Annotated in this window: 16 protein-coding genes; 12 read left to right on the top strand and 4 right to left on the bottom strand. The window is 65.7% G+C overall.

Annotated elements, in window-relative coordinates:
* The first annotated feature begins 269 nt into the window (after positions 1 to 269).
* On the top strand, positions 270 to 1,991 hold the full coding sequence (locus tag NKF27_RS12400; protein ID WP_253552010.1) for a bifunctional protein-serine/threonine kinase/phosphatase: 1,722 nt from the start codon (positions 270 to 272) through the stop codon (positions 1,989 to 1,991).
* Positions 1,992 to 2,203: 212 nt separating this feature from the next.
* Here NKF27_RS12400 and NKF27_RS12395 read toward each other — a convergent pair whose 3' ends face one another.
* Entirely contained in the window at positions 2,204 to 3,463 is a 1,260-nt protein-coding gene (locus NKF27_RS12395; protein WP_045994172.1) for a 6-phosphofructokinase, read from the bottom strand.
* Between the two features lie 420 nt (positions 3,464 to 3,883).
* On the opposite strand from NKF27_RS12395, the gene mpl reads away from it, so the two are divergent.
* The 3 genes from mpl to NKF27_RS12380 all read left to right on the top strand — a co-directional run bounded on the left by mpl (position 3,884) and on the right by NKF27_RS12380 (position 6,644).
* Positions 3,884 to 5,266, top strand: coding sequence for a UDP-N-acetylmuramate:L-alanyl-gamma-D-glutamyl-meso-diaminopimelate ligase (gene mpl / locus NKF27_RS12390; protein WP_253552008.1), 1,383 nt, complete (start codon positions 3,884 to 3,886; stop codon positions 5,264 to 5,266).
* Entirely contained in the window at positions 5,259 to 5,900 is a 642-nt protein-coding gene (locus NKF27_RS12385; protein ID WP_253552005.1) for a flavin prenyltransferase UbiX, read from the top strand. Before mpl ends, NKF27_RS12385 begins: the two co-directional genes overlap by 8 nt.
* 120 nt (positions 5,901 to 6,020) lie before the next feature.
* On the top strand, positions 6,021 to 6,644 hold the full coding sequence (locus tag NKF27_RS12380) for a LysE family translocator (RefSeq protein ID WP_253552002.1): 624 nt from the start codon (positions 6,021 to 6,023) through the stop codon (positions 6,642 to 6,644).
* Between the two features lie 92 nt (positions 6,645 to 6,736).
* Here the strand turns inward: NKF27_RS12380 and NKF27_RS12375 are convergent, their stop codons facing one another.
* The 3 genes from NKF27_RS12375 to NKF27_RS12365 are packed head-to-tail and all read right to left on the bottom strand — an operon-like array spanning position 6,737 to position 10,014.
* Positions 6,737 to 8,143 carry a bifunctional DedA family/phosphatase PAP2 family protein gene (locus tag NKF27_RS12375; protein WP_253552000.1) on the bottom strand — a complete coding sequence of 469 codons (1,407 nt, stop codon included), beginning with the start codon at positions 8,141 to 8,143 and terminating at the stop codon, positions 6,737 to 6,739.
* 51 nt (positions 8,144 to 8,194) lie between these two features.
* On the bottom strand, positions 8,195 to 9,154 hold the full coding sequence (locus tag NKF27_RS12370) for a diguanylate cyclase (protein ID WP_253551997.1): 960 nt from the start codon (positions 9,152 to 9,154) through the stop codon (positions 8,195 to 8,197).
* The gene (locus tag NKF27_RS12365) at positions 9,151 to 10,014 is read right to left on the bottom strand and encodes a hypothetical protein (RefSeq protein WP_253551989.1); all 864 of its coding nucleotides are present in this window, start codon (positions 10,012 to 10,014) and stop codon (positions 9,151 to 9,153) included. The genes NKF27_RS12370 and NKF27_RS12365 overlap by 4 nt, the downstream gene beginning before the upstream one ends.
* A 176-nt stretch (positions 10,015 to 10,190) precedes the next feature.
* Between NKF27_RS12365 and NKF27_RS12360 the strand changes: the two genes are divergently transcribed.
* The 8 genes from NKF27_RS12360 (at position 10,191) to NKF27_RS12325 (ending at position 18,344) form a co-directional block, all read left to right on the top strand.
* A complete protein-coding gene (locus tag NKF27_RS12360) occupies positions 10,191 to 11,429 on the top strand; it encodes a glutamate-5-semialdehyde dehydrogenase (protein ID WP_253556474.1) in 1,239 nt (412 codons plus the stop codon).
* 47 nt (positions 11,430 to 11,476) lie between these two features.
* Positions 11,477 to 12,106 carry a nicotinate-nucleotide adenylyltransferase gene (gene nadD, locus NKF27_RS12355; protein ID WP_253556473.1) on the top strand — a complete coding sequence of 210 codons (630 nt, stop codon included), beginning with the start codon at positions 11,477 to 11,479 and terminating at the stop codon, positions 12,104 to 12,106.
* A gap of 117 nt (positions 12,107 to 12,223) precedes the next feature.
* Positions 12,224 to 12,586 carry a ribosome silencing factor gene (gene rsfS / locus NKF27_RS12350; protein WP_253551987.1) on the top strand — a complete coding sequence of 121 codons (363 nt, stop codon included), beginning with the start codon at positions 12,224 to 12,226 and terminating at the stop codon, positions 12,584 to 12,586.
* The gene (gene rlmH, locus NKF27_RS12345) at positions 12,583 to 13,050 is read left to right on the top strand and encodes a 23S rRNA (pseudouridine(1915)-N(3))-methyltransferase RlmH (RefSeq protein WP_253551985.1); all 468 of its coding nucleotides are present in this window, start codon (positions 12,583 to 12,585) and stop codon (positions 13,048 to 13,050) included. The genes rsfS and rlmH overlap by 4 nt, the downstream gene beginning before the upstream one ends.
* Before the next feature lie 33 nt (positions 13,051 to 13,083).
* A complete protein-coding gene (gene mrdA, locus NKF27_RS12340) occupies positions 13,084 to 14,970 on the top strand; it encodes a penicillin-binding protein 2 (protein WP_253551984.1) in 1,887 nt (628 codons plus the stop codon).
* Positions 14,970 to 16,127 carry a rod shape-determining protein RodA gene (gene rodA / locus NKF27_RS12335; protein ID WP_108132837.1) on the top strand — a complete coding sequence of 386 codons (1,158 nt, stop codon included), beginning with the start codon at positions 14,970 to 14,972 and terminating at the stop codon, positions 16,125 to 16,127. Before mrdA ends, rodA begins: the two co-directional genes overlap by 1 nt.
* A 127-nt stretch (positions 16,128 to 16,254) precedes the next feature.
* A complete protein-coding gene (gene mltB, locus NKF27_RS12330) occupies positions 16,255 to 17,307 on the top strand; it encodes a lytic murein transglycosylase B (RefSeq protein WP_253551982.1) in 1,053 nt (350 codons plus the stop codon).
* Positions 17,304 to 18,344, top strand: coding sequence for a septal ring lytic transglycosylase RlpA family protein (locus tag NKF27_RS12325; RefSeq protein ID WP_253551980.1), 1,041 nt, complete (start codon positions 17,304 to 17,306; stop codon positions 18,342 to 18,344). Before mltB ends, NKF27_RS12325 begins: the two co-directional genes overlap by 4 nt.
* Positions 18,345 to 18,362: the final 18 nt, after the last annotated feature.

Raw genomic sequence — 18,362 nt, 5'->3', positions numbered from 1 at the left:
GGCGGCGGAAAAAAATCCGTCGGATTATACGAACCCCGTGACGGGATTACCAATATGGTGGGCGTATCTTGACGCGCTGCAGCAAGGCGCGCAAGACAACCAAAGGACGAGGCGATCCGAGGAGACGTCACTAAAGCACAGTAAACAAAGCCAAAGGCGACTTGTCAGGCATATCAGGGATTCGGTGTGTATCATACCGCCGGTAAAGGCGTCGGCCCCCTGGCCCACGTCTTGTCGCGTCATCCACGCAGGAGTCACAGGAGGTGATCTTGGCCACCGCACGTCTCGCTCTGAGTTATGGGCAAGCCTTTGTGGCGCCCGAACGCCATCGGCAGCGCAGTTCGATGTCGGTGCGCCTGCCGGAAGAGGGCGAGCCCAAGGGTGCCTGCGCGCTGATCAGCGATTCAGCCTCTGGCCATGCCCTGGCCAAGCAGGCGGGAGATCTCAGCGTGCGCGGATTTCTCAACGACTACTACGCCACGCCGGCGCACTGGACCATCAAGGCCTCGGCCCAGCGAGTGATGCGTGCGCTCAACGCCTGGTGTCATGGCATGACCCGCCAGATGGAGGACGGCAGCTATGTGTCGTCGTTGTCGACGGTGGTGTTCAAGGACCGTTGCGCCCACCTCTTTCATGTGGGTGACACCCTGGTGTTTCGACTTCGGGGAGCCGAGTTCGAGCAGTTGAGCCGCGACCACGTCACCGATCTCGGGGGCTATCGCTACCCGGCCAGGGCGCTGGGCATGGATGTCGCTATCGACATCGACTATTCGGAGTGGCCGCTGAAGCAGGGGGACATCTTTCTGTTCACCACCCAGGGGGTGCGTGGGACCCTGATGCCCTCCGACTATGTGCGGCTGATTCGCGAAGATGCCAGTGACCTGGACGCGGCCTGTGAGCGCCTGGCCGAGGCGGCAAGCTCCAGGGCTCGTGAGCGGGGCTACGGCAGTGACCCCTTCTGCTTTCAACTGGTCAGGGTGGATGAACTGCCTGATGCGGCCAGCGACGCTCCCAGTCGGCTGTACGGGGATCTGCCGATTCCCCCCGAGCTTGCGGTGGGTGACCAGATCGACGGACTGGTGGTGGAAGCGGTGATGTCACGCACCGCCCACTCACGGGTCTACCGGGTGCGCGATGTGGATACCGAGCGGGTCTGTGTGCTCAAGGCGCCAAGTCCTGAATTGTCCAATCGAAACGCCTACCTGGAGCACTTCCTGCTTCAGCAGTGGGTGGTGGAGAGGGTTCACTCGCCCTTTGTGGTCAGCGTGGTCGAGCCTTCCCGGTCCCGCCGCCATCTCTACTACCTGATGCGTTACGTCGATGGCATGACCTTGAGCGAGTGGGTCGCGCGCTATCCGCGTGCCAGTCTCGGTCAACGACTCGACATCGCGCTGCAGCTGGGCAAGGCGCTGCAGGCGCTGCACCACCGTGACCTGATTCACCAGCAGGTCCATCCGGACAACGTCTTGATCGATGATCAGGGGCGGGTGGTACTGACCGACTTCAGCGCCTGCCATCTGCGCGATGTCGATGGTCACCGGCGATCCCGCCGGCTGGTGGCCCAGGTGGGTCTCAATGAACACAGTGCGCCCGAGTATGCCCTCGATGATGAGGTCGGCCGGCGCAGCGACCAGTACGCCCTGGCATCCACGGTGTACTGGTTGATCAGCGGACGTCTGCCCTACGCGGTGCCGACCCATCAGCTGCGCAGTCATACCGATCTCGAGCAGTTGAGCTACCGGAGCGTGCGTCATTACCGGCCGGATGTCAGCGCGGAGCTCGACGAGGCCTTGAAACGCGCCCTGGACCCGCAGCGATCGCTGCGTTTTCGGCGCCTGTCGGAATTTCTCTATAGCGTGCGGCCTGGCCGCCAGCAGGTGTCTGAAGCGCCGAGGCGTTCGGTGCGCGCCTGGAAGGAACCCGCCAACCTGTGGCAGGCCATCGCCGGACTGTTGCTGGTGCTGTTGATCCTGTCCTGGTGGCTACGCTAGGGCTTGTCTGAAAAGTGCCTGCGCTCGTCGACTTATCGGAGAAATCCTGGGGCTTTGGTGATCCGTGGCGGGGCCAGCCGGTCTTCCTGACACACCCTGCGGCGTCAAACGAAAAGCCCCGAGGCCTGGCCTCGGGGCTTTTTTCGGTGCATCGCAGGGTCGCGCTCGCCGGGTCTCGGTAGCAGCGACCGGTGGCGTCAAGTGTTACCGGTTTACAGGCTGAATGCCGGCAGACGCTTTTCCACCCGCGCGAGCTTGAGGCGCGCCATCTTCGGCAGGCCGTTCTCGAAGGGAGGGAAGTCCTCGCCCTGGATCAGCGGTGCCAGGTAGGCGCGGCCGGCGTCGCTGATACCGAAGCCATCCTCGCGGATGTACTCGCGCGGCATGAACTTCTCGCGGTTGGCCACATCGGCCAGCGGCGCCGCCTCGATCTCCCAGCGGTAGGGGTTGTCGCTGACGCGCTTGATCGCCGGCATCTGGGCGTTGTGCCCCTCGAGCGCCAGTTCCACCGCCTTGACGCCCACCGCGTAGGCCTGCTCGACGTCGGTCTTGGCGCCAAGGTGGCGCGCGGCGCGCTGCAGGTAGTCGGCAACCGCCCAGTGGTACTTGTAGCCCAGGTCCTGCTTGACCATGCCGGCCAGGGTCGGGGCCACGCCGCCGAGCTGGCGGTGTCCGAAGGCGTCGGTGTTACCGGAGTCGGCGAGGAAGGTGCCGTCCTCGTAGCGTGCGCCCTCGGAAACCACGATCACGCAGTAGCCGTAGTTCTTGACCGCGTATTCCACACGCTCCATCACCTGGCGACGGTCGAAGGGAATCTCGGGGAATATCACCAGGTGGGGTGGCTCACCCTCGCCCTGGCCGGCCAGGCCACCGGCACCGGCGATCCAGCCGGCGTGGCGACCCATGACCTCGAGCACGAACACCTTGGTGGAGGTGGCGCACATGGAGGCGATGTCCATGGAGGCCTCGAGGGTCGAGGTGGCGATGTACTTGGCCACGCTGCCGAAACCGGGGCTGTTGTCGGTGATCGGCAGGTCGTTGTCCACGGTCTTGGGCACGTGGATGGCGGTCAGCGGGTAGCCCATCTTCTCGGACAGCTGCGAGACCTTGAGGCAGGTGTCGGCGCTGTCGCCGCCGCCGTTGTAGAAGAAGTAGCGGATATCGTGAGCCTTGAACACCTCGATCAGGCGCTCGTACTGGGTGCGATGGCTCTCGATGTCCTTGAGCTTGTAGCGACAGGAACCGAAGGCACCGCCGGGCGTGTGGCGCAGGGCGGCGATGGTGTCATCGGACTCCTGGCTTACGTCGATCAGGTCCTCGGTCAGGGCGCCGATGATGCCGTTGTGGCCGGCGTAGACCTTGCCGATGCGATCACTGTTCTGGCGGCAGGTCTCGATGACGCCGCAGGCGCTGGCGTTGATCACGGCGGTGACGCCGCCGGACTGGGCGTAGAAGGCGTTGTGCTGGGCCATGTGGCGTGGGGCTCCTGGTTCTGGATCGTGAATACGGTGAAACGAACAACGTCCCCACGCGGCGTGGCGAAGGGAAAGAATCGGTGGGCGCGTCGCGGTCGGCCAGGCCTTCGTCGGGAAGGGCTTCGCGGACTAAAGCCATCGCGTGGCAACCATCGCCGGGACAGCGCCGGAACATGGTCGGCGATTCTAGCCCATCGGCCTGGTGCCTGCATCCGACGGGCATGACCCGGCGCAGCCGAGCGCCGACGTCGAAGTAAAACAGTGGGCGATCGGCAACAGCGACGAGGGCGTGACGTCGCCTCTGGAGGCCTTTGTCGGGGCATGCTAGGCTGCCGCCAACCTTGAGTGCCGTTGTCTGCCGGGGGCGCCGTGCGCGTCGACTCGGGGACGGGGCAGCAGCAGCGCACCGGAGGCGCCATGCATCTTCATATCGTCGGTATCTGCGGCACCTTCATGGGCAGCCTGGCGCTGTTGGCGCGGGAGCTTGGCCACCAGGTCAGCGGCTCGGATGCCAGCGTCTATCCCCCCATGAGTACCCAGCTGGAAACGGCTGGCATCGCCCTGATGCGCGGTTACGCCGCCGACAATCTGACGACGACACCGGACCTGGTGGTGATCGGCAACGCCCTTTCGCGGGGTAACCCTGAAGTCGAGGCGGTGCTCGATCGTGGCCTGCCCTATGTGTCCGGTGCCCAGTGGCTGGCCGAGCACGTGCTGCCGGGGCGCCCGGTGATCGCGGTGGCGGGCACCCACGGCAAGACCACCACGGCCAGCCTGACCGCCTGGCTGCTCGAAAGCGCTGGGCTGGCCCCTGGCTTTCTGATCGGCGGGGTGCCGAGGAACTTTGGCGTATCGGCGCGACTGGGCGGCGAGCAGGCGCCCTTTGTGGTGGAGGCCGACGAGTACGACACCGCCTTCTTCGACAAGCGCTCCAAGTTCGTTCACTACCGCCCGCTGGTCGCCATCCTCAACAACCTCGAGTATGACCACGCTGACATCTTTCCCGACCTGGCTGCCATCGAACGCCAGTTTCATCACCTGGTGCGTACGGTGCCCGGGCGTGGCCAGTTGCTGGTGGCGGACGACGCGCCGGCGCTGGACCGGGTGCTGGCCCAGGGCGCATGGACTCCGGTGTCGCGCATGGGGCAGCAGCAGGACTCGGCCTGGCGCATCGAGCTCGAGCGTGACGATGCCAGTCGTTTCAGGGTGATCCAGCGGCGGCCGGACGGTGTCGACGAGGATGCCGTGGTCGACTGGGGGTTGACCGGTGACTACAACGCCCGCAATGCCCTGGCCGCCCTGGCCGCCGCCAGCGTGTTCGGCGTGGATCTGGCGCGCGGCGCCGCTGCGCTGTCGCGTTTCGAGACGCCCAAGCGTCGCCAGGAGGTGCGCGGCGAGGTCGGCGGCGTCCAGGTGATCGACGACTTTGCCCATCATCCCACCGCCATCGCGGCGACGCTGTCCGGGCTGCGCGCTTCGACCCAGCGCGGTCGCCTGCTGGCGGTGATCGAGCCGCGTTCCAACACCATGCGTCTGGGCACCCTGCGCGATCGCCTGGTGGACAGCGTGGCCCAGGCCGACCAGGTCTGGTGGTACCAGCCCGAGGGGCTGGACTGGTCGGTGGAGGCACTGGTCGAGGCCTCGCCGATACCGGCGCACCGTCGTGGTGACATCGATGCGCTGGTCGCCGATCTGGTGGCACAGGCGCGTCCTTATGATCGTATCGTGGTGATGTCCAACGGCGGCTTCGGCGGCATCCACGAGCGCCTGCTTAAGGCGCTGGAGGCCGCTCATGGCTGAAGGCTTCAAGTCCCCTGTGACCGTGGCCCTGACCGGCGCCTCCGGCGCCCAGTACGGACTCAGGCTGATCGAGGCGCTGGTGTCGGCGGGGCACGAGGTGTGGGTGATGATCTCCAAGGCCGCGCATCTGGTCATCGCCACCGAGACCGAGGTGTCGTTGCCGCCACGCCCGGCGCTGCTGGCCGAGGCGCTCAGCGAGCGGTTCTCGGCGGCCGAGGGCCAGATCCGCTGCTTTGGCCGTGAGGACTGGATGGCCCCGGTGGCGTCGGGCTCCGGCGCCAGCAGTGCCATGGTGATCTGTCCGTGTTCGACGGGAACGCTGTCGGCGGTGGCCTGTGGCGCCAGCAACAATCTGATCGAGCGCGCCGCCGATGTGGCGCTCAAGGAACGCCGCCGCCTGGTGCTGGTTCCCCGGGAGACGCCGTTCTCGGCGATCCATCTGGAGCACATGCTCAGTCTGACCCGCATGGGTGCGGTGGTGTTGCCCGCAGCACCTGGCTTCTACCACCAGCCGCAGAGCATCGATGATCTGATCGACTTCATCGTGGCGCGCATCCTCAATCAGCTGGGTATCGATCATCAGCTGATGCCAAGGTGGGGCGAGGGTTCCTCCGGGTCCACCGCCAACGACTGAATGCGTAGCTGGCATCGTCATCACAAGACACCGCCATCACCTGGCACCATCTTCACCTGACACCATCATCACCTCGCGCCGTCAGACACCTCTCCAGCGCTGCTCGGGATAAGGAAATCCATGCCCAGTCTGTCCGTTCTCTCTGTGTTCGTTCCGACCTTCTTTCTGGTCTCGCTGACGCCAGGCATGTGCATGACCCTGGCCATGGTGCTGGGCATGACCCAGGGGGTGAAGCGGGCGCTGTGGATGATGCTGGGGGAGCTGGTTGGCGTGGGGCTGGTGGCCTTCTCCGCCGGTGCGGGGGTGGCGGCACTGATGCTCAAGCTGCCGGCGTTGTTTGCCTTGTTCAAGTGGCTGGGTGGGGCCTACCTGGTCTATCTGGGCTGGCTGATGTGGCGCTCCCGGGGGCGCATGGCGATCCCTGACAATCTTGAGGATACGGCGCCGCCGAAGCGACGGGAGCTGGCCATGCAGGGCTTTGTCACTGCGGTCGCCAACCCCAAGGGCTGGGCCTTTTTCGTGGCATTGCTGCCGCCCTTTATCGATCCGGCGCGGCCGGTGCTGACCCAGTTGGCGGGGTTGATCCTGGTGATCCTGAGTCTCGAGTTCAGCTGCCTTCTGCTGTACGCCAGCGGCGGCAAGAGCCTGCGTCACCTGCTCGCACGCGGCGGCAGTGTACGGCTGCTCAATCGAATCGCCGGGACCTTGATGATTGGTGTGGGCCTGTGGCTGGCGCTGGGCTAGGGCTTGTCTGAAAAGTGCCTGCGCTCATCGATGTCTGGACAAGGCCCCGGGCCGCCTTGCCAGAGGTGTCGGTTCGGGGGCGTGTCACTTTCCTATACCGGCGGCAGCCACAGGATGCGTGCGCTGACCAGGGCCAGCGAGCAAAGCAGCAGTGCCGGTAATGGACACGGCGTCAGGGCCGTCCGGTCTCGCCTGAGCCAGGCCAGTTGAACCATGGCGCAGACCACCAGGCCAAGCAGGGCTCCCCCGACGAGATCGCTCAGCCAGTGCACGCCCAGCACGATGCGCGACAATGCCATGGGCACGACGATGGCGATCGCCACCCAGTAGGGCCAGAAGCGTTGGCGGCGTGGCAGCGTCTGGGCGATAAAGGCGGCCGCCATGCCGTACAGGACCACCGCCGTCGAGGTGTGGGCGCTGGGATAGGACAGAGAGTGGACGAGATAGTCAGGGGCGTCCGGACGAAGGCGTCCGATCACCTCCTTGCCCAGGGTGTTGAGCGTGGCGATGGCCATCAGCCCAGCGCTCACGTGGCCCAGTGCCGCCCAGTGACGGCGGCTGGCCAGCCACACCAGCCAGGGCAGTGCCAATGCCGCCACGCCGAGGGTATCTCCCGCCTCGGCCAGTGTCTCGGACAGCGCCAGAAGTCCGGGTAGCTCGAGCCCGCCGATCAAGGCGTGAAGCCGCGTATCCATCATCAGCGGTCCGTCTGCCTGGAGCACGACCAGCGTCCAGGCGCTCAGCGCGGTCAGTGCACCCAGGAGCAATAGCCAACTGGCCAGGGGAGGCTCTTCCTCGTGGTGGGGGGCCAGGGCCTGCCACAGGCGTCTCCCGCCGGGCAGGTGATGGCTGACCCAGGCGAAGCTACGGTAGAGCAGGCCCTGAGGCGAGGCGTGGTGGCGGACCAGCGAGAACAGAAGCGCCAGCACCGCCACGGTGACGCCGAGCGCTGTCAGCCAGGGGTGGAGGTCGTCCGGCAATGCCAGCCACTGTTGCCAGGTTCGACCCAGCAGATAACCGGGCAGGATGTAGGCTGGTGCCCACAGCAGGGCGGAGCCAAGATTGGCCCAGGTGAAGGTCGTCGGCGGCATGCGCAGAATGCCCGCCACCAGCGGCACGATGGGGCGAACCGGCCCGACGAATCGCCCCAGCAGCACCGAAAGAGGACCATGACGCTGGAAGAATCGAGCGCCTCGGGCCAGCCATTCCGGGTGATGCGACAACGGCCACATGGCGGTGACCTGTTCGCGGTAGCGATAGCCGATGGCGTAGCTGGCGCCGTCTCCCACCACGGCACCGGCAAAGGCACAGGCCATGACCCAGCCAACCGCGATGTCGTAGTGGCCGGCCAGGGAGGCGGCGGCGGTGATCAGAACGACGCCAGGCACCACCACGCCGATGAGGGCAAGCGACTCCACCAGCGCGATGGTAAAGATCAGCAGCAGCAACAGTCCGGGCGAAGGCGCCCACTGAATCAACCAGTCCCCGGCATTTCCCACCCTGTTCTCCTTTGCGTTGGGCCGTCGTGATGTTTCGGCATTCTGCCACAGTCAGGGTGGGCAGGAGCGACCGGGTGGGAGGGGAGTGACGGCCAGTGCCTCGCTGCGGCGAGCCAGTCGCTGCTCGAAATGCTGCCAGGGTTCCTTGGCGTTCAGGGCGCAGAGCCGTGAGCGGAGGGTCAAGGGGCCGATGTCCGACAGGCGAACCTCGGACAGCGCCTGTTCCAGTCGCTTGATCACCAGCATGGCACCGCTTTCGGTGGTGTTGGGCAGTACCAGCCAGAAGGTGTCGTGGGATTCCCGTCCCAGAATGTCGTGGTCACGGCAGTGAAGGCGTACCGCCTGGCACAGTTGGTCGAGTTGCGTTAGCTGAGTGCGAGAGCCGTACTGCTCACTGGCGATTTCCAGTTGTGGCAGGTGCAGGATCACCACCGCCAGCCGCTGGTCCAGATGCTGGGCGCGCTCGAACTCCCCGTTCAGGCGCTCGTGCAGGGTGGCGCGATTGATCGCATCGCAGTCGACGTCGCTGGGGTCGGTGGCCCGGTTCAGGTCGCGCTGACGCAGGTATTCCCAGCCGGCCAGGGAGGTGACCGCAAGGAAGGTCAGCAGAAACTTGATTTGATCGAGGCTTGGCGAAGACTGGCCGACCACCATGAGCCAGATCGGCATGACGGCCAGCGCCAGCACCAGAGCAGGGCCGAAGGGCAGTACCAGCAGGATCAGGGTGATCGGTACGCTGATCCAGAAGGCGTCGAACGATGCCTGCAGCACCGTCTGGTCGTACAGTGCCAAGCAGCCGCACAGCAGCAGCAGATAGTTCGAGACGCGCGAGGCTCTTCTGGTATCGAAGACCGCGATCACGGCCATCAGGCAACTCAGGGACGCCGGCAGCAGGATGCTCTCGTATTGCCCGAGCAGATAGTGCCACAGGGCCAGTGACGCCAGCAGCAAGGTCCCCATGACATCGGCACAGACACGCCAGGAACGGACCCACTGGGGTGGCTCGATCATGCGTCGTCCTCCACCACCTGGGTGACAGGGCACTGCTTGTCCAGGGCCGCCAGCACCATGGGCAGGTTGTCCAGATTGGCAATCGATACGGTGCGTACCGTGATCGGCACGGCGATGTCTTCCAGCAGTTCCTGGCGTCGCTGTCTGGCCTGCACGGCGTCTCGACTGGTCAGCATCACGGCGACGGTACGTCCGTTGAGCCGATAGGCGTTCTCGAACCGCTTGATGCGCGTGCAGATGTCCTGGGCGACTCGCCACAGAGAACGTCCATGGATCTGGATCACCACCAGCTCGGCGTGGACGCCGTCACGGGTGGCGCGGCTGTTTTCCCGAGCCAGGTCGCGTTCCAGCTGACTGGCCGACCACAGCGGCAGGCCGGGCGCCAGACGGGCTCTCCTGCGCATCAGGCGTTGCGAATGCCCGCCCGGCAGCGCACGTCCAATCGCAAGAAAGCACAGGCACAGCAAGAGCGCGCCTGCCAGGCCCCAATGGTGAAGGCTCATCTGGGTGATCAGGCTCCACCAGCTTATCCCGGCAAGGCTGGCGTTGAGTATCAGCATCCACTGGGGTTGGGGCAGGATCAACAGGAAAGGCCAGGCCCACAGCCAGGCACCGTTGGCGTCGGGCGATAGCATCACCAGGGCGGCAAGCAGCACGCTGGCCACCACCAGCCAGGCGCGGTAGGCATGGCGGCGGTGGCTGAACTCGATGACGATGCCGGTGATCCCGAGCCACAGCGCGGCCAGACCAAGCAGCGTAGTGTCCAGCGCCCGCGCCGAGGTCGCCGCGCAAAGGGCCAGCAGTGCGGCCGCGGCGAACAGGTTCAGCTTGAACAGGCCGACTTTGTACTTGTTCCGCATGCTGTCTTAATATGATCCTTTCAGTGGTTCACGATCCGCATCACGTCCGCGTTGTCATCCCGGTGCAAGCTTTCTTTCTTTGCCCGGAGACCTCGTTCTACCAGGAGACTCGTTTCACCGTGTCCGACTCATCCGCCAATGCCACCGCCGAGTGCGTCGCCGATATCGACGCCTACATGACCGCCATGGGCCAGGCGGCCCGTGTTGCTGCCACCGATATGCGTCGCCTGCCACCCGCGCGCAAGAACCAGGCGCTCAAGGCGATGGCTCAGGCGCTGGACGCGTCTCGTCAAGAGATCCTGTCGGCCAATCGGCAGGATCTGGCGCGCGGTCGCGACAAGGGGCTCGACGAGGCTCTGCTTGATCGCCTAGCCCTGGATGACGGCCGCATCGACGCCATGATCGAGGGCCTGACCCAGGTCGCTGCCTTGCCCGACCCTGTCGGTGAGATCGATGGCCTGAGCACTCGGCCCAGCGGCATCCAGGTCGGCATGATGCGCGTGCCCCTGGGTGTCATCGGTATCATCTACGAATCTCGCCCCAACGTCACCATGGAAGCCGCCAGCCTGTGCCTGAAATCGGGCAATGCCTGCATTCTGCGCGGGGGCTCCGAGGCCAGCGCGTCCAACCAGGCGCTGGCCCGCTGCATCGCCTCTGGGCTGGCCGAAGCCGGACTGCCCCAGGGCGCCGTGCAACTGGTGGCGACCACCGACCGCGCCGCCGTGGGTCGCTTGATCAGCATGGACGAATTTGTCGATGTGATCATTCCCCGCGGTGGCAAGTCGCTGATCGAACGTATTTCGCGTGAGGCCAGGGTGCCGGTGATCAAGCATCTGGACGGCATCTGTCACGTCTACGTGGACGCCGCCGCCGACCTTGACAAGGCCCGTGCCATCGCGGTCAACGCCAAGACCCATCGCTACGGCGTGTGCAACGCCATGGAAACGCTGTTGGTGAATGCACAGGTGGCGCAGACCCTGCTGCCGACCCTGGCCGCTGACTACGCGGAAAAGGGCGTCGAGGTGAGGGGATGTGCCCGCGCCCGGGCGATCGTCGATCACTGGCTCACGGCGAGTGACGAGGACTGGGCCACCGAGTACCTTGCGCCGGTACTGTCGGTCAGGGTAGTCGATGATATCGATGAGGCCATGGCGCATATCGAGCGCTACAGCTCGCGTCACACCGAGTCCATCGTCACCGAGAACTACAGCCTGGCACGCCGCTTTCTGGCAGAGGTCGACTCGAGTTCGGTCATGGTCAACGCCTCGACCCGGTTTGCCGATGGCTTCGAATACGGGCTCGGTGCGGAGATCGGCATCTCCACCGACCGACTGCATGCCCGGGGGCCGGTGGGGCTCGAAGGGCTGACCACGCGCAAGTATGTGGTCTTCGGCGATGGCCAGATTCGACAGTGAGTGGCGCCGTTCGCTTTGACGTCGAGGGCCGTCCTGCGCACATCGGCATGCTTGGCGGCACCTTCGATCCCGTCCATCTAGGCCACCTGCGCACCGCGCTTGAGCTTCGCGCTGCGCTGTCGCTCGATGGCGTGCACATGATCCCCGCGGCTCAGCCTCCGTTGCGCGATCGGCCCCAGATCACCGCCGAAAAACGGCTCGAGCTGTTGCGCCTGGGGATCGGCAATACCCCGGGGCTGGCGGCGGACCCCTGCGAGCTGGAACGGGAGGGCCCGTCGTTCAGCGTGCAGACGCTCGAGTCCCTGCGTGAGCGCTACGGCCACGAGGCGCGCATCGTCATGGCCCTTGGTCACGACGCCTTTCTCAAGCTGGCGAACTGGCACAACCCGGAAAGGATCTTCGCGCTTGCCCATTTGGTGGTGGTCGAACGCCCCGATCACGAAGCGCCCTTGCCCGAAGCGCTTCGGGCGCTGATCGAGGGGCGCGAGGTCGAGCATGGCGATGCCCTGATGGCCAAGCCCCAGGGCCGACTGCTGCGCCTGTCGCTGCCGTCGCGGATGGCGATCTCGGCCACCTTCGTCAGGCATAGCCTGATGCAGGGAAAGAGCGTGCGCTACCTGCTGCCGCCGGCGGTGGAAGAGCGCATCCAGGCGCAACGCCTGTACCGCGCGGTCTGAGCGCGGCAGCCAAGGCAACACGGTCCGAGAAATTCGATCAGGCGCTGGATTGGCGCTGCCACTCGGCTTCCCAACAGGTACAATGGGAGGTCGATGACTACCCAGTGATGAGGGGCTATGCAGATTGAAGCATTGAAGGCGCTCGTGATCGAGTCGCTTGACGATATCAAGGCCAAGGACGTCGAGGTGCTCGACGTGTCTCGGCTGACCAGCGTGACCGATTGGATGGTGGTGGCGAGCGGGACCTCGACACGACATGTGTCGGCGCTGGCCAACAGCGTCATTACCAACGCCAAGGACAATGGCGTTCAGCCGTTGGGCGTCGAGGGTGAAAACGGGTCGGACTGGGTGCTGGTCGATCTCGGCGGCGTGGTGGTCCACGTGATGATGCCGGACACCCGTGCGCTGTACGATCTGGAGCGACTGTGGTCGGACCTTCCCAGCGATGCACCGGCACCAGAGGAAGAGGCCAAGGCATGAAGGTCCGCCTGTTGGCGGTGGGAACACGCATGCCAGGCTGGGTAACCGACGGTGTCGAAGAGTACCGCAAGCGTCTGCCGCGGGATTTTCGTCTGGAGGTCGAAGAGATCGCCCCGGGCCATCGCGGCAAGAACGCGGATACCGCGCGCGCCGTGGCCCAGGAAGCCGAGCGCATCGAGTCACGCCTCAAGGGTGATGAGCATCTGGTGGCGCTGGAGGTGCTCGGCAAGCCATGGACCACCGAGCGGCTGGCCGATGAGGCCGATCAGTGGCGTCATGCCGGGCGTGATGTGGTGCTGCTGGTGGGTGGCCCGGATGGCCTGGCCCCGACGCTGTCGGCCCGCGCCCACCAGCGCTGGTCGCTGTCACCCTTGACCCTTCCCCATCCACTGGTGCGGCTGGTGCTGGCCGAGCAGCTCTACCGTGCCTGGACCCTGATGGTGGGACACCCCTACCACCGATGATGGCTCCTGCGTCAGACAAGGATTGCCTCTCGCATGCGTAAGCGTCGCGAAACCCTCAAGAACCCCGAGAACGCGCTGCGCATCTTTCGTGTGCGTGCGACGCTTGCCGGGGTGGTCGTAGTACTGCTGTCCGGCCTGCTGGTGGGACGGTTGTGCTATCTGCAGATCGTCCAGCACGAGGTCTACAGCACTCGATCCGAGAAGAATCGGGTGAGGGTGGAGCCGCTGCCCCCGACCCGCGGGCTGATCTACGACCGCAACGGCCAATTGCTGGCCGAAAATCGTCCCACCTACAACCTGACCCTGGTGCGTGAGCGGGTCGATGATCTCGATGCCACCCTGGAGCTGCTGGTCGAGCTGCTGGATCTGCCGGACGAAGAGGTGGACGCCTTCAAGGTGCGTTCACGCCAGCGTCAGCGTCCCTACCAGCCGGCGCTGTTGATGAGTGATCTGACCGAGTCGCAGATCGCCAGGCTTGCGGTCAATCGCCACCGCTTGCCGGGAGTGGAGGTGCAGGCCCAGCTGCTGCGCTTCTATCCCGACGCCGAGATCATGTCCCATGCGCTTGGCTACGTGGGCAGGATCAACGCCGAAGAACTCGAGAGCCTGGATCCGGGCAACTACGCCGGTACCCACTTTATCGGCAAGACCGGGGTGGAACGCTTCTACGAGGATCAGCTGCACGGTCGTGCGGGATTGAGAAAGGTCGAGACCAACGCCCGGGGGAGGGTGCTGCGTGAGCTGGGGCACACCGACCCCGAGCCGGGGCAGGACCTGACCCTGACCCTGGACATGGACATGCAGCAGCTCGCTGTGGATCTGCTCGATGGTCGGCGCGGCGCCATCGTCGCCATTGCGCCCCAGACCGGCGAAATTCTGGCGATGGCCTCGGTGCCTGGATTCGACACCAACCAGTTTGTCACCGGCATCGACGTCAAGTCCTACCGCGGGCTGCAGAGCGATATCGATCTGCCGCTGTTCGATCGGGCGACCCGGGGCAGCTATCCGGCGGGGTCGACGATCAAGCCGTTCATGGCCATGGCCGGGCTGATCGAAGGGGCCGTTACCCCAGACGAGGTCATCTACGACCCGGGCTACTATCAGCTGCCCAATGACGACCGGCGCTACCGCAACTGGCTGCGCTGGGGTCATGGGCGGGTGAATCTCGAACGCGCCCTGGCGGTGTCCAACAACACCTATTTCTATTCATTGGCCCACGAGCTCGGCATCGATCGTATCGACGAGAACCTGGGGGCCTTCGGCTTCGGCAGCCGGGTCGCCGCCGACGTGGCCGGGCAGGGGGATGGTCTGCTGCCATCCAGAGACTGGAAGAAGGCACGCTTCAATCAGCCCTGGTATCCCGGCGAGACGCTGTCGGTGGGTATCGGCCAGGGGTATCTGCAGATCACTCCGCTGCAGTTGGCGGCCGCGACCGCCGTGCTCGCCAATCGCGGCCACTGGGTGCGCCCGCGGCTGGCCAAGCGCATCGGCGACCAGCCGGTGCCGGTTGATCTGCCCGACACGCCGCCGGATATCGAGGCCCCCGAGAACTACTGGACCCGGGTCTTCAACGGCATGGAAAAGGTGTTGTCCGGGCGCGAGGGCACGGCACGGCGCACCGGGGCAGGCCTTCAGTATCGCATGGCCGGCAAGTCGGGTACCGCCCAGGTGTTCTCGCTGGGGCAGAACCAGAAGTACAACGCCGCTGAACTGCGGGAGCGTCTGCGCGACCATGCGCTGTTCATGGCCTTTGCGCCGGTGGAGGACCCTCAAATCGCCATTTCGGTCATCGTCGAGAACGCCGGTGGCGGGTCGACCCACGCCGCGGGGCTGGCTCGGGCCATGGCCGATGCCTGGATTCTCGAACACAACGCCGGTCGTCCGCGCACCGACGAGACCGCCGCCGAGGAGGAAGACTGATGGCCATCGATTTTGTGCGCTCGTTGCGCGGCCACCCGGTGCGTCCCCCTGCCAGCGGTATCGCCCGACGCACCTCGTTCTGGCAACGGATGCACGTCGATCCCTGGTTGCTCGGCATGCTGCTGGTGCTGATGTGCAGTGGCCTGGCGGTGCTCTACAGCGCCAGTGGCGAGAACGTTCACGTGGTCACCGCCCAGGCGATTCGCTTCGGTGTGGCCTGGGCGGTCATGCTGGTGCTGGCGCAGTTTTCACCGGCGACGCTGATGCGCTGGGCGTTGCCGGCCTATCTGGCCGGCCTGGTGATGCTGGTGGCGGTGGAGATCCTCGGTGACGTCGGCATGGGCGCTCAGCGCTGGCTGGTGATTCCCGGCGTGGTGCGCTTTCAGCCTTCCGAGATGATGAAGATCGCCATGCCGATGATGGTGGCGGCCTGGCTCAGTCGCCACGAGCTGCCACCCAATTGGCGCGCGCTGGCAGGTTGCGCGCTGCTGATCGCTCTGCCGGTGGGCCTGATCGCGCGCCAGCCGGACCTTGGCACCTCGCTGCTGGTGGCGGCAGCGGCGGTCTTCGTGATCCTGCTGGCGGGGCTGTCCTGGCGCTTTATCGGTGTCATGGTGGCGCTGGCGGGGGCAGCGCTGCCGCTGTTGTGGATGAATATGCACAACTATCAGCGTCAGCGCGTGCTGACCTTTCTCGATCCCGAAAGCGACCCGCTGGGCGCCGGCTGGAACATTATCCAGTCGACCACCGCCATCGGCAGCGGGGGCGTCTGGGGCAAGGGCTGGCTCGAAGGCACCCAGTCGCAGCTCGAGTTCCTGCCGGAGCGGCACACCGACTTTATCGTGGCCGTGCTGGGCGAGGAATTCGGGCTGGTCGGCATGCTGGCCTTCCTGCTGCTTTACCTGCTGATCGTCGCACGTGGACTGTGGCTGGCGGGCGCCGCCCAGGATACCTTCGGCAGATTGCTGGGAGGCGGCATCATGCTGACCTTCTTTATCTACGTCTTCGTCAATATCGGCATGGTCAGCGGCATTCTGCCGGTGGTCGGCGTACCGCTGCCCCTGGTGAGCTACGGGGGGACGTCCAGCGTGACCTTGATGGCCGGTTTCGGTATTCTCATGGCGGTCAATGCACATCGCCGGTTGCTGCCACGCTAGGGGCTGGCGACCAGGCTAACGGGAGCCCGGAGAGAGGCGGCGACAGTGGCCCCGGGGCCGGCGAGCGAAGCGCTTGCCGGCTTTGCAGGGGCGGCGGCGCCTGCGGGTTCCCCAAGGGAGAAGATCGATGACAGTACCCCTGGTCCAGGGAAGGAAAGGCCTCGGCGCGGCGTTGTGTGGGCTTCTGGCCTCGCTGTCGCTGGCGGCCCAGGCGCAGGATTTCGCCTCGCCGGAGGTCGACGCGATGATGGATCGGCTCGAGCGCCAGGGCGTCTCGCGCCAGTGGCTGGAGCGCGCCATGGCCAGGGCAGAGTTCCAGCCGTCGGTGCTCGAGGCCATGAGCGGTGCCGCCGAGCATCACCTGACCTGGGAGCGCTATCGTGGCATCTTCCTCGGTGAAGAGCGCATCAACGAGGGCGCGGCCTTTATCGAGGCCCATCGTGACGCCTTCGATCGCGCTGAAGCGCGTTATGGTGTGCCACCGGAGGTGATCGCTGCGATTATCGGCGTCGAGACCCGCTACGGGCGTATCACCGGTGATCATCGGGTGCTCGATTCGCTGTCCACGCTGGCCTTTCATCATCCCCGGCGCGGTGAGTTCTTCGAGGGGGAGCTCGAGGCCTTTCTCGACATTGCCTACCAGCAGAACGTCGATCCCGGAGCCTTGAAGGGCTCCTACGCCGGTGCCATGGGCTATCCCCAGTTCATTCCCACCAGCTACCAGGCCTACGCGGTCGACTTCAACGACGACGGCCAGCGCAACCTGTGGACCGATCCGGTGGATGCCATCGGCAGTGTGGCCAACTATTTCGCCGAGCACCGCTGGCAGGCGGGTGGCACCCTGTACTGGGAGGCCGAAGGCCCCAGCTCGGTGCCGTCCTCGATTCGCTTCAACCGCACCGATCCGCCCTATGTGCGTGTTGCCGAACTGGAAGCCCAGGGCATCCAGCCGGTGGAGCCGCTGCCGGGGGATGCCAAGGTGGTGCCGCTGGCTTTGGACATGGAAGACGGCAGCACCCACTACCGCCTGGGTGGGGCCAACTTCTACGTGATCACCCGCTATAACCACAGCCACCTCTACGCCATGGCGGTCACGGAACTGTCGGAGGCCATCGCCGAGGTGCGCTCGCTGGGAAAGCCCCAGTGGTGGCATGCCCTGGACACGGAGGTGAGTTCATGACCCTGCGCGCGCCCTTGTTGCCGACCCTGTCGCTGCTGGTGGCCCTGACCGGTTGTGCCGGCGGCGGCGGTACCGCCCCGGAGACCACTCAGCAGGCGGCCGCGACGCCTCAGGATTCGCGGGCGACGGCGGGTGGGCGCTATGCCATGAGCGGCGACGCCTATCCCGAGACGCCGCCGGACGTCAGTCAGGTGCCGGACGCCGTGCCGCGCGACGAGCCACGCTCACGCGCCGGCAACCGCTCGACCTATGAGGTGTGGGGCAAGACCTACCATGTGCTGGATGAGCCGAGTGGCTATCAGCGCGAGGGTACCGCTTCCTGGTACGGTCAGAAGTTCCACGGCTACGCGACCTCCAACGGCGAGATCTATGACATGTACAAGATGACGGCGGCGCACAAGTCGCTGCCGTTGCCGACCTTCGCCCGGGTGACCAACCTGGACAACGGGCGGTCGGTGATCGTGCGAGTCAACGATCGCGGCCCCTTCCACGACGACCGCGAGATCGATCTGTCCTACGCAGCGGCCGCGCGGCTCGATATTCTCGACCATGGCACGGGCCGGGTGCGGGTCAGCGTGATCGATCCCGATCAGTGGCAGGCCAGTCGCGGCGCGGGTGCCTCGAGCGACTCGGTCAGCGGGGGTGTGCGCGCCGCGCCAGCCAGCGCTGCGGCCAGCGCTGCGGCCAGTACTGGGACCAGAACTACGGCCAGTACTGCAGCCCGTACTGCAGCCAATGCGGCGCCCAGCGCGCCGTCCGCCGCGTCGCCGGCAGCAGGCCAGAGCGCCCCGCAGGCGCCCGCGGCCGGGACTCCCGGCATCTATATTCAAGTGGCAGCCCTGGGGTCGGCGGATAGCGCCCAAGACCTCAAGGCGGATCTGGAGACGCGGTTGAATCAGCAGGTGCGTGTGGCCAGCGCCGCCGGTCTGCACAAGGTGCAGGTCGGGCCGTTGGCGAGCCGCGGGCAGGCGGAGCCGGTCCGCGAACGCTTGCGCCAGGCGGGATTCGCGCAGACCTTTGTCGTCGATGCTCGCTAGGTATCGACGAAGTGCAGC

Origin of the sequence: Halomonas sp. DN3, from assembly GCF_024137905.1 — a bacterium.
Lineage (GTDB): Bacteria > Pseudomonadota > Gammaproteobacteria > Pseudomonadales > Halomonadaceae > Halomonas > Halomonas litopenaei.
Note: the sequence above shows the minus strand (reverse complement) of the source record. Positions and strands in the feature narration are given on the sequence as shown.